At 30.9% G+C, this 13,164-nt stretch carries 9 protein-coding genes; 1 reads left to right on the top strand and 8 read right to left on the bottom strand.

Features of this window, described 5'->3' with window-relative positions; all coding sequences use genetic code 11:
- Positions 1-352 precede the first annotated feature (352 nt).
- Entirely contained in the window at positions 353-1,174 is an 822-nt protein-coding gene (gene apaH, locus M9407_RS02060; protein ID WP_250236843.1) for a bis(5'-nucleosyl)-tetraphosphatase (symmetrical) ApaH, read from the top strand.
- A gap of 161 nt (positions 1,175-1,335) precedes the next feature.
- Here the strand turns inward: apaH and folA are convergent, their stop codons facing one another.
- The 8 genes from folA to ribF form a co-directional block, all read right to left on the bottom strand.
- Complete coding sequence (gene folA, locus M9407_RS02065) at positions 1,336-1,830, bottom strand: type 3 dihydrofolate reductase (RefSeq protein WP_250236844.1); 495 nt, start codon at positions 1,828-1,830, stop codon at positions 1,336-1,338.
- A gap of 106 nt (positions 1,831-1,936) precedes the next feature.
- Positions 1,937-5,164: a carbamoyl-phosphate synthase large subunit gene (gene carB / locus M9407_RS02070; protein ID WP_250236845.1), complete on the bottom strand. Its 3,228-nt coding sequence runs from the start codon at positions 5,162-5,164 to the stop codon at positions 1,937-1,939.
- A gap of 18 nt (positions 5,165-5,182) precedes the next feature.
- Positions 5,183-6,322 (bottom strand): glutamine-hydrolyzing carbamoyl-phosphate synthase small subunit, encoded by a 1,140-nt coding sequence (gene carA / locus M9407_RS02075; protein WP_250236846.1) that lies wholly within the window; start codon positions 6,320-6,322, stop codon positions 5,183-5,185.
- Between the two features lie 246 nt (positions 6,323-6,568).
- Positions 6,569-7,417, bottom strand: a complete 849-nt coding sequence (gene dapB, locus M9407_RS02080; RefSeq protein WP_250236847.1) for a 4-hydroxy-tetrahydrodipicolinate reductase — start codon at positions 7,415-7,417, stop codon at positions 6,569-6,571.
- Positions 7,418-7,676: 259 nt separating this feature from the next.
- Positions 7,677-8,612 carry a 4-hydroxy-3-methylbut-2-enyl diphosphate reductase gene (gene ispH / locus M9407_RS02085; protein ID WP_250237412.1) on the bottom strand — a complete coding sequence of 312 codons (936 nt, stop codon included), beginning with the start codon at positions 8,610-8,612 and terminating at the stop codon, positions 7,677-7,679.
- 153 nt (positions 8,613-8,765) lie between these two features.
- Positions 8,766-9,263, bottom strand: a complete 498-nt coding sequence (gene lspA, locus M9407_RS02090; RefSeq protein ID WP_250236848.1) for a signal peptidase II — start codon at positions 9,261-9,263, stop codon at positions 8,766-8,768.
- Positions 9,263-12,091, bottom strand: coding sequence for an isoleucine--tRNA ligase (gene ileS / locus M9407_RS02095; protein WP_250236849.1), 2,829 nt, complete (start codon positions 12,089-12,091; stop codon positions 9,263-9,265). Before ileS ends, lspA begins: the two co-directional genes overlap by 1 nt.
- Entirely contained in the window at positions 12,088-13,062 is a 975-nt protein-coding gene (gene ribF, locus M9407_RS02100; protein ID WP_250236850.1) for a bifunctional riboflavin kinase/FAD synthetase, read from the bottom strand. Before ribF ends, ileS begins: the two co-directional genes overlap by 4 nt.
- Between the last annotated feature and the right edge of the window lie 102 nt (positions 13,063-13,164).

Raw genomic sequence — 13,164 nt, forward strand, 5'->3', positions numbered from 1 at the left:
TTATAATTGTATTTTCACTGAAAAAATGTTATACATCTATTTTTATTAAATTATTATATATTTATTAAATTATGGTATGCTTGTTTAAACAATATTGTAAGTAAATATCATAATGATACAAAAACTCTTTTTTAACACACAAAATATTTAAACTAAATTAGTTTCTAATGTAATAAAAAAATTCTTTACTAAGAGAAGCATATTTCATATGTTATAAAACATATTTCTATTGTACAAATAGTCCTTTCCTAAAAAAGGAAAGTTTATACTTAATGCATAATATTTTAAATATCATGATATATATGTATTTGATCAATTTTTATTGTAAAAAAAAATCTATAATAACCCAAATATGTCTACTTATTTTATCGGAGATGTCCACGGATGTTACACACACTTACAAACTATACTAGATCGTGTATGCTTTGATCCTAATGTTGATACTCTACATTTTACCGGAGATTTAATCGCCAGAGGGCCAAATTCATTAGAGGTATTACGTTTAATCTATGCATTTAAAAAAAGTGCTTCCATAGTGTTAGGTAATCATGAGTTACATTTGTTAAAAACATATTTTGGAATAAATGGTAGAAAACGTAAAGATTATTTTGATGCTATATTCAATGCGCCAGATCTAGAAGAATTAATTAATTGGTTGCGTCATCAACCTGTGTTGTATATAGATGAAAATAAAAAAATATTAATGACCCACGCAGGCATTAGTCCTAATTGGAATATTAACAATGCTAAAAAATATGCCCAAGAAATAGAAGAAATTTTAGTTAGCGACCATTATTTTCTGCTTTTTAAAACAGACATACATGACAATATATCTGATATATATCGGATACATAATAATAAATTAAAACAAATACAAGACAACATTAATGTATTCACACGAATGCGTTATATTTATTTAAATGGTCAATTAGATTTAAAATACAAAGGAGCTCCTAAAGATGCCCCAAAAAATATATATCCGTGGTTTTCTTTAAACAAGTTAGTAGATCCCACATATAATATAATTTTTGGTCATTGGGCATCTTTAGGAGAAATAAAAATACCAGATGGTATTTATGGATTAGATTCTGGTTGTTGTTGGGGAGGGGCTTTGACTTTGTTGCGATGGGAAGACAAAAAAATTGTACGCATACCTTGTGGCCCATCTACTTAGCTTAAAACATAATCAAATTTGATGGCTATTTGTACATATTCTATACGAATTAAAATAAATTAGGCACCATATTTTAATTATTACTCTTTTAAAAATAATCTATTGCTTGAAATATTGGTTTCATTAATAATAATTTTCATTATTAACCACAATAATCGTTATTAGCAGCGTTCTAAAATAGAAAAATGCAAATAACAAAAACAACCCTCTTTAACTTTATAAAATCTATTAAAAATAGATTTCCATTCTCTTATATTATAATCAGGAAACAAAATATCGCCATCAATTTCAACCATGTTATGAATATATGTTAAATATAAGCGTTGCGCATAAGGTAAAAAAACATTGTATATTTCGCTTCCTCCAATTACCATGACTTCATATGCATCCTGTATTAAAGATAAAGCTGCATCTATATTTTCTACTACAAAAACACCATTATAATTATTTAATAAATTACGACTTAAAACAATATTTAATCTATTTAATAATGGTTTCTTGCCTATAGACTCAAATGTTTTTCGTCCCATAATAATTGGCTTATATAAAGTATGATACTTAAACCACTTAATATCTACAGGTAAGTACCAAGGAATAACATTTTTTTTTCCAATTATATGATTTGTAGTTAACGCAGCAATTAAGCTAATAATCATTTAGACACAATACCCAACATGTTTATCAAATTAAAAAACACTTTTTAATAAAATCTATAATCACTGAAAAATACAAAGTGTAATTCTGTAAATACCAGTATAAGTTTTAATGTACTATTTTAGAATGCATGTCTTGAATTGATACCACATGTTCTGTAGTATCAATAGCTAATGACATAGCTGCAGCAAAACTTCCATTTATTGTAGTAATATAATAAACATTATGTTGCAATGCGATTCGGCACAACAATGTAGCATAATCATTACTAATATTGTCTGTTAAAGTAGTATCAACGATATAACTATATCCACCATTCTTAATTTTTTTGTAAATATATGAATGAGTTATATGCACTGGTCTAATCATCTGAGAAACAAGACCAACACTTTTTAGTATTTTCGCTGTTTCATATGTAACATCCAACATAAAACCATTTTTAATAAATTTAGTAACTAAATCCACTGCTTTATCCATATCTTTATTAGATAATGATAACAATACATCACCATGTTTTTTCATATAAAACTGACTACTTAATGTTGCTTTCGCAAATGCTTCTTCAAAAGTACGTCCAATGCCCATTACTTCTCCAGTAGATCTCATTTCTGGTCCTAACTTTGGATTCATGTCGATAAATTTGTTAAATGGTAATACTACCTCCTTCACCGAAAAATAAGGAGGAATTACTTCTTTCAAAATACCTTGATCAAATAAAGATTGTCCAATCATTACTCGGGTTCCAATTTTTGCTAACGCTATACCAGTGGCTTTAGATACAAAAGGAACTGTACGTGATGCTCTTGGATTAATCTCAATTATATAAATTTCATCTTTTTGTATTGCAAATTGTATATTTACCAAACCTTTTATATTAAATTTAAATGCTAGTTCCTTTACTTGATAACGTATTTTGTCCTGAATATTTTTGCTTAACGTATGAGCTGGCAAAGAACACGCTGAATCTCCGGAATGTATTCCTGCGTACTCAATATGCTCCATAATTCCCCCGATAAATACCTGTTCCCCATCACAAATTGCATCTACGTCTACTTCTATCGCATTTTCTAAAAAACTATCTAACAAAACTGGTGCATTATTAGATACTTTTATAGCATTTTTAAAATAGAATAATAATTCTTTTTCATTATATACTATTTCCATAGCCCTACCTCCCAAAACATAAGAAGGCCTAACTACTATGGGGTACCCTATATTTTTAGCTTTTTTTAAAGCTGATTGTATAGATATAACGGTAGCGTTATCTGGTTGTTGTAAGCCTAAACATTTTATTGATCGTTGAAATCGTTCTCTGTTTTCAGCTTGGTCAATTGCGTCCGGACTCGTGCCTATAATAGATATTCCAGCTGCTTCCATTTCTTTAACTAATTTTAATGGAGTTTGACCTCCATATTGAACAATCACACCTATTGGTTTATTTATACGTATAATTTCTAAGATATCTTCTAATGTAATTGGTTCAAAATAAAGAATATCCGATATATCATAATCAGTGGATACAGTTTCAGGGTTGCAATTCACCATAATTACATGATATCCGCTTTCACGTAATGTTATTGCTGCATGAACGCAGCAATAATCAAATTCAATACCCTGACCAATACGATTGGGTCCACCTCCTAATATCATTATAGTTTTATTTGTTTGGTTAAACTGAAATTCACATTCACCATCGTAAGTAGAATACATATAAGAAGTATTAGTAGAAAATTCTGCCGCACATGCATCTACATGTTTATACACAGGATGTATATCATATATAAATCTTAATGTACGAATTTTATTTTCTGATACCCCTGTCAATTGCCCCAATCTTGCATCAGAAAACCCTTTCTTTTTAAGACAATATAACCTCTTTTTATCAAGAGATGATATACCTGCAGATATTACATCATTCTCTAATTGTACTAATTCTTGAATTTGAACCAAAAACCAACGGTCGATATTAGTTAAATGAAAAATTTGTTCTAAAGATATACCGTAGCGAAAAGCATCGGCTATGTACCATATTCGATGACTACTAGCATTTTTTAATTCATATACAATAATACTGAACGCTTTAGGGTGATCTAAATCAATTTTAGAATCTAGCCCCATTACTCCTATTTCTAATCCGCGTATTGCTTTCTGCAAAGATTCTTGTTGACTACGACCAATTGCCATCACTTCACCCACTGATTTCATTTGAGTTGTCAATTTATTGTGTCGCTCTGGAAATTTTTCAAAATTAAAACGCGGAATTTTAGTTACTACATAATCAATGGACGGTTCAAAAGATGCGGGAATGCAACCACTCGTAATATCATTTGATAATTCATCCAGAGTATATCCCACTGCTAACTTAGAAGCTATTTTTGCTATAGGAAATCCAGTTGCTTTCGAAGCTAACGCTGATGATCGCGATACTCTCGGATTCATTTCAACAACGACAAGTCTTCCGTTATTTGGATTAACCGCAAATTGTACATTAGCTCCGCCAGTCTCTATTCCAATTTCACGTAATACCATTATTGAAGCATTTCTCATGATTTGATATTCCTTATCAGTCAAAGTTTGAGCTGGCGCCACAGTTATGGAATCACCAGTATGAATACCCATGGGATCAACGTTTTCTATAGAGCACACAATTATACAATTGTCTTTAATATCACGTATTACTTCCATTTCATACTCTTTCCAACCAATTAAAGATTCATCAATTAAAAGTTCATGATGAGGATATGAATCTAATCCATATCTGCAAAGTTTTTCGAATTCTGATTTAGTGCAAGCAACGCCGCCTCCGCTTCCTCCTAAAGTAAAAGAAGGACGAATAATGCAGGGTAATCCGATTTTTTCCACAACTATCATAGCTTCATCTATATCACGTGCAACGCCAGACCGTGCTGTTTCTAAGCTAATTTTTTTCATAGATTCTCGAAATTTTTGACGATCTTCTGCCTTACAAATAGAATCTATCGTTGCTCCAATTGTTATTATATTAAATTTTCTTAAAATTCCGTGACGTTCTAAATCTAAAGTGCAATTCAACGCAGTTTGTCCGCCCATAGTTGATAGCAGTGCATCCGGATGTTCTTTTTCAATAATCTTATGTATTATTTTCCATTGAATCGCTTCAATATAAGTGACATCAGCCATATCAGGATCCGTCATAATTGTAGCAGGATTAGAATTTACTAAAATAATACGATATCCTTCTTCGCGTAACGCTTTACAAGCTTGTGCGCCAGAATAATCAAATTCACAGGCTTGACCGATAACTATTGGTCCAGCTCCTAATAGTAAGATGCTGTGTATATCGGTTCTTTTTGGCATATTATACTCTCAAACTTGTTATTTATTACGGTAATTTTTGATTAATTTAATGAAATGACTAAATAACGATGATGCAGCATCATGAGGACCAGGACTAGCCTCTGGATGTCCTTGGAAACTAAAAGCAGGTTTATTAATATGATGAATACCTTGGAGAGTCCCATCAAATAATGAAATATGCGTTATTTTTAACGTATCAGGTAAAGTTTGTTTATCTACTACAAAATTATGATTTTGAGCGGTAATTATAACCTTGTTTGTTTCTATATCTTTAACTGGATGATTAGATCCATGGTGTCCAAATTTCATTTTTATCGTTTTAGCTCCGCTGGCTAACGCCAGTAACTGATGTCCTAAACAAATTCCAAACAATGGAATTGTAGTTGTATTTAAAAAAGTTTGTATAGAATTAATTGCGTATTCATATGCATTTGGATCTCCAGGCCCATTGGCTAAAAAGACACCATCTGGTTGCATATCAATTATTTCTTGCGCTGTAGTATGTGCTGGAACCACAGTTAATAAACAACCATAATCTACTAATATACGCATGATATTTCGTTTAACGCCAAAATCATATACTACAACACGATAAGGTAAGTGTAATGGAGTGAAGAATACTCCAGATTTAATATTCCAAGTGCCTTGATTCCAAATATACTGTCGAGTAGTACTTACTTCATGAACAAGATTAAGTCCATTCAATCCAGGAAATTCACGAGCCTTACGCAAGGCTAATGTGGGGTCAGGCATATCACACGCAATGATGCAGCCGTGTTGTACTCCCTTTGCTCGTATTAAACGAGTTAATTTACGAGTATCTACTCCAGCAATTCCAACAATATTTTGTTGCACTAAATACTCTGAAAGACTCAATGTATAACGAAAATTACTAACAACCATTGCTAAATCACGAATAATCAGCCCTCTTACCTGAATACAAGAAGATTCATTATCAACTTCATTAGTACCAACGTTTCCAATATGAGGACAAGTTAATATTACTATTTGATAAGCATAAGAAGGATCAGTAATTATTTCTTGATATCCAGTCATTGATGTGTTAAACACTACTTCTCCTACCGTTTCTCCTTCTGCGCCTATTGCATAACCATAAAATCGATTACCATCTTCTAGTACTAACAATGCTGATTTCATTAAAATAACTCTATCTTAATAAATAAATTAATTATTAAATATATAATTTACATTTAATTTATTAGGGGAAATTGATAAGTCAAATATTAAATTAATATTACTATAATATTAGATTAAAATAAAACATGTGTAAATAAAATTTATACATGTTTTATTCATTATTGGTCTTAAAATTTTTTCAATGGCATCAAGCATATATCATATATGGGATATATGCCTATAATATTATTTACTTGCATCTAGCTATTATAATAGTGTATCCATTTCTAAAATATCGCTTATATCAAATAATCCTATTTTACCCCGCCCTATCCAAAGAGCCGCACGTAATGCTCCATGAGCAAATATTAAACGATCCGATGCTTTATGTGTGATTTCTAAACGTTCTCCTGATCCTGCAAATAAAACAGTATGCTCTCCAACAACATCTCCAGCGCGTATCGAATGAATTAATATATCGTTATAAGAAGACTCTGGTGAATACGTTGTAGTATCAAGATTAGAATCCATAATCTTATTAGAATGGATAGATTGCAATGCATTTACAATAATATTTTGCATTGTTAAAGAAGTACCAGACGGTATGTCACGTTTCCTGTTATGATGGGTTTCAATAATACTAATATCTGAAGTACCACCTATAATTCGTGTAATCTTATGCAACAGTTTAGATATTAACGCTACACCTATACTAAAATTGGAGGAAAAAACAATTCCTATTTTATGAGATGCATTTAGAATAAGATTCTTATGTATCTGATTAAATCCAGTGGTACCAATAACTATATTTTTATTGTTGTTAACACAGAATTTTAAATATTCTACAGATATATCAGGGGCAGTGAAATCAACTAAAACATCAAAATTATCTTTAATTGATTCCAAATTATCAGTAATTTCTATACCTAAAGCATCAGTGTTTATTAATACTCCAACATCCATTCCACAAATATTAGCATTTAAACGTGTTATAGCAGCTCCTAAAACAATTTCTTGACTAAATTGTTTTTCTTCTTTAACAACACACGTTACTATTTCTTTACCCATTCGACCCGTTACTCCCGTAACGGCGATTCGGAGAAGCGCATCATTCATAATTTTATAACCTTATTAATAATGTTTATTCTTTACATACAGAAAAATTTATGACTCTGATTTGTGCCTATATATAACACTAAGTGCAATAATATATAAAATTATTAATAAATTTTAGTAATTATTATTACTGAGTAATAAAGTATAGTAAATAACGTTACATATCCTTTATTAATTTGTTATAATTTAACCTCTTATATATAAGATATAATTTTACTGTTACAATAAAATCAACAAATACATTATTATTACAAATGTACTAAATTTTAGGTGTATCAAAAAATACATTCTCTTCCTCTCCAATCATTTCTTCAACAACAACATGATCTGCACTTAATACACGTAATTTTTCAATAACTTGGAGTACTAAAATGTCTGGCGCTGACGCCCCGGCAGTAATGCCAATATTATTTACCCCTCGCAACCAATTTTTTTGAATATCATTAGCATGACTAATTAAATATGCAATTTTCCCAATACGACGTGCTAGCTCCATTAATCTTACAGAATTAGACGATGTTATTGATCCAACAACAAATATCATTTCTACCATTAGAGCTAAATTTTTAAGAGCATTTTGTCTATTGAACGTTGCGTAACAAATATCATTTTTTCTAGGGCCCATAATATTAGGAAATCTTTTATACAAAACCGCTATAATCTCTGCAGTATCATCTATCGATAAAGTTGTTTGTGTTACAAAAAATAAATGATTTGGATAATTAACCTGAATTGACCAAGCATCTGATTGCGACCCAACTAAATATATTTTTTGTCTAGAATTCGTAGAAATATATTGCCCCATAGTTCCTTCTACTTCTGGATGACTAGAATGGCCTATTAAGATCACTTCCATATTATTACGATTAGCTCGGGAAACTTCTCTATGTACTTTAGTTACCAATGGACAAGTAGCATCAATTATTATTAAATTTTTAATTTTTGCTTGCTCCCGTATCTTTTTTGATACTCCGTGAGCAGAAAAAATTAGAACCGATCCATTGGGAGCTTCATCTAGTCGTTCAATAAAAATAACGCCTTTCTTAGATAATTGAGTTACCACATAATCGTTATGCACTAACTCATGCCGCACATAAATTGGAGTGCCGTATACTTGTATCGTTTTCTCTACGATATTAATCGCTCGTTTTACCCCTGCGCAAAACCCACGCGGATTAGCTAATATAACTCTAATTATTTATGCCTCTTGTGTTTTTATAGTACACAAAATTGCCACATTTACTGCTCACATAAAATGTGGCAATTAATTTTTAGTAATTTTGTAATTAGATTAACAAACATAATAGTACATGTTATGTTGATAACAATCAGCAGACATATCACAATTCTAATATAAATTATTTTTAATAAAATCATAATAACATCTTATTGTTAAAATACTAATTCCTATACAAATTGCTATATCTGCAACGTTAAAAGTTGGCCAATGGCAGTTTTTAATGTGAACATCAATAAAATCAACCACTGTTCCATATAATATTCGATCTAATAAATTTCCTAAAGCCCCGCCAATAACCATAGAGTAAGATATACTATAACACTTAGGGCGTTCAATCAATTTATATAAGGCTACGATAAACATTGCAATTACTAATATTATTATCCACACAAATATCCAACGATAATATAAATTAACATTAGTAAATAACCCAAAAGCTAATCCTGGATTACAAACATAATAACAATTAACTCCAGGTAATACCGATAATACCTCGCCAATCCAAAAATGAGTCTTTACCCAATACTTTGTTCCTATGTCTAATAACATTATTAATATAGATAACCATAACCATTTTAAATTTCTATAATTATATTTTTTATTCATTAAAAAAACCTACGTTTTTCTCCTGGCCCAACTATGTTGTTAACGCAACGTGTACAAATATTTGAATAATTTTTATATTGATCGATATCTAATCTATAATGCCAACAACGCAAACACTTCCTGCCCTCAGCTTTTTCTAAAAATATTTTCAGTCCAGGCATGCCTTCTTGTGCATATTGAGTGGCATTCAATCCCTTACAATAATCTGAAACTATAGCTGACGATGTTATTAATCCAAAAGAAAGTTCATTGCCTAAGATACGTAATGTATTTGCCAGTTCTGGAGTAGCATACAAAACAACACTGGCATCTAAGGATCCTCCAATAATGCCATTAAGACGAGTTTGTTCAACTATTTTATTTACTTCACTTCTAACATTTAAGAAAATATTCCAATCATGACTATTCATAACTTGTTTTGAACTTATACTAAATAAGCCATTATACCATTCTTCAGTAAACACATATTTTGATCTATTTCCTGGAATATATCTCCAAATTTCATCAGCAGTAAAAGATAAAATTGGAGCAATCCAACGCACCATAGATTCAATAATATGATACAATGCGGTCTGACAGCTACGACGTTCTTTGCTATTTTTTTTTGTTGTATATTGTCGATCTTTAATAACATCCAAATAAAACGAACCCATTTCTATTGAACAAAACTGCATAATCCGTTGTATTACATTATGAAAATTATATTTATTGTAATCTGATATTACTTCTAACTGTACAGATAAAGCGCGATCTATTGCCCAACAATCTAATTCAATCATATTCTCTGGATGTACAGAATCTTTTTCTGGGTCAAAATCACTAATATTGGCTAAACAAAACCGGGCAGTATTCCGAATACGTCGATACACATCAGTTGTATGTTTTAAAATAGCATTTGAAATTGTCATTTCTTTAGAATAATCAGAAGAAGCTATCCATAATCGTAAGATATCTGCTCCGAAATCCTTTATTATTTCCTGAGGGCTAATGACATTACCAAGGGATTTAGACATCTTACGCCCCTGAGCATCTACAGTAAATCCATGAGTCAATACTTCTCTATAAGGCGCTTTACCTGTAATTGCAGTTGATACAATTAAAGACGACATAAACCAACCTCGATATTGATCTGAACCTTCTAAATATAAATCTGGTGACTGCTTGCGATATTCTAATCTTTCTGGTATCACTGAATAATGAGTAGAACCAGAGTCAAACCATACATCCAGCGTATCTAGCACTTTTTCATATTGATCTGCTTCTTCATTGCCTATGATATCTTCAGTTTTTAAGTCCCACCACGCCTGTATTCCATATTGTTCTACATGTTGGGCAATTACCTCCATTAATTCAATTGTACGCGGATGTAAAATTGAAGTTTTTTTATGAATGAAAAGAGGTATTGGTACACCCCAAACACGTTGCCTTGACAGACACCAATCAGGTCTATTAACAATCATTGTTGCAATACTGGATTCCCCTTTATTTGGGATCCAATGTACTTGGCGTATTGTTTGCAACAATTTATTTCTTAAATTATATTTATCCATACTTAAAAACCACTGTGCAGTAGCTTTGAAAATGACTGGAACTGCATGACGCCAACAATACGGATAATTATGTTTATAGTTATGATTTACATGTAATAAAGAACCTGATTGATTTAATAAGTGTATTATTATGTCATTGGATTGAAATACTGGTACGCCATCTAACATAGGGTGCACGTTAGATACATAATGACCTGTTTCATTTATTATATTAATAATTTCAAAATTATATTTTTGAGCTACAATATAATCATCAATACCATGATTTGGAGCGATATGTACTACTCCTGTTCCAGAATCTAGTGCTACATGACCGCTCAATACAACAGGAACATCAAACGGCATAAACGGATGCCGAAATTTTAACGATTCTAAGGAGTTACCTGAAGTTTCTCCCAAAATTTTCCAAGAAAAACATTGTATGCGCTGCATCACAACATCCACTAAATTAGCCGCAATAATTATATATTTATTATTATTCACAGCAATTAATTGATAACTGTAATCTGGATGCACAGAAATAGCTTGATTGGCAGGCAATGTCCAAGGAGTAGTAGTCCAAATTACTAATTCAATAGCACGTTGACATAAATCAATATTGAATATTTTAGAAATACGAATATTATCTACTGCAAAAAAAGCAACATCAATAGCCGGAGAACAATGATTATTATATTCCACTTCTGATTCAGCTAATACAGAACAACATTGAAAACACCAATGTACAGGTTTCGTTCCTTTATAGAAATAACCATTGGATATAACTTTGCTTAAGCTGCGAATAATATTTGCCTCAGTCTTAAAATCCATTGTCAAATAAGGTCGCGACCAATCTCCTAAGACACCTAATCTTACAAAATCTTTTTTTTGCATTTCTATTTGATCTAAAACATAATTACGACAGATACTTCGAAATTCATTTGGGTCAACATTAATTCCTGGTTGCCCTATTAATCGTTCTACTTGTAGTTCGATGGGTAACCCATGACAATCCCAACCGGGAATATAAGGAGCATTATACCCCATTAAAGTTTTATACTTCAGAATAATATCTTTAAGTACTTTATTTACTGCATGACCTAAATGAATACTGCCGTTTACATAAGGTGGGCCGTCATGTAGTATGAACAATTTTTTTTTACTTTTTTTATGACGAATTGCTTCATATAAATTGTCTTTATACCAACGCTCTAAAATAATAGGCTCGCATACAGGTAAATTAGCACGCATTGGAAATAATGTGTGGGGTAAATTCAAAGTATTTTTATAGTTAATCATTTATAAATTATTCCGTTTTTATAAATTTTGTTGATATTATTAATTTTATTAAAGTAACTACGTACTTTCATTATATCGCTTTTAATTTGACGCTGTAATGTTTTCACGGAACTAAAATATTGTTCATCGCGTATTTTAGCTAAAAAAACTACTTTAATATGATAAGTATATAAATTTGTAGATATATTTAACAAATGTACTTCTAATTTTTGTTGATGTTTTTCAGTAACTGTCGGACGAATTCCCACATTGGCTATACCCGGTAACGGATAATTAGAAATACCATACACTTCCACCGCGTATACACCATGTATGGGTAATCGTTTGCCCTGCAATGATACGTTAGCCGTAGGAAACCCAATCCTACGACCTAATTCATTTCCGTGCACTACACGGCCAGAGATGCAATAAGAATGCCCAAGTAATAATTCAGCATCCAACATTCTATTTTCTGTTAAAGCAACACGTATCGCAGTGCTACTTATTCTTTGATTGTTTTCATCAAAATAAGTGGCGATACGTATTACTTTAAAACCTTCATTTTTACCTATTTTTTTCAATAAAATAAAATCCCCTTTTCTAAAAGCACCAAACCTAAAATCATCTCCTATATAAACAAACCGAACGTCTAATTTAGATATTAATATATTTTTAATAAAATTGTATGCTTCAATAGCAGCAAATTTTTTATTAAAAGTAATACATAGAATGACATCCACTCCTGCTGTATATAAATAATGCACTTTATCTCTCAATCTAGTTAATCGTATTGCTATTATATTAGATAGATATTCTTGAGGCTGTGGCTCGAAAATCATAACTACAATAGGTAATTTTAAAATGTTTCGCTTTTTTTGTAACTTTTCAAGTAATGCTTGATGCCCACGGTGAAATCCATCAAAATTACCGATAGTAAGTATACAACCTTTATGACGGGATTTTATATTATGTAATCCTCTAACAAATTCCATGTTAAATTCAAATAAATTCTTAAAAGATATTTATATTTATTCATATATTTTTAAAAGCACTAACTTATTCTATTAAATTAATTTAAAAATCATATAATAATA

Origin of the sequence: Blochmannia endosymbiont of Camponotus sp., assembly GCF_023586365.1 — a bacterium.
Lineage (GTDB): Bacteria > Pseudomonadota > Gammaproteobacteria > Enterobacterales > Enterobacteriaceae > Blochmanniella.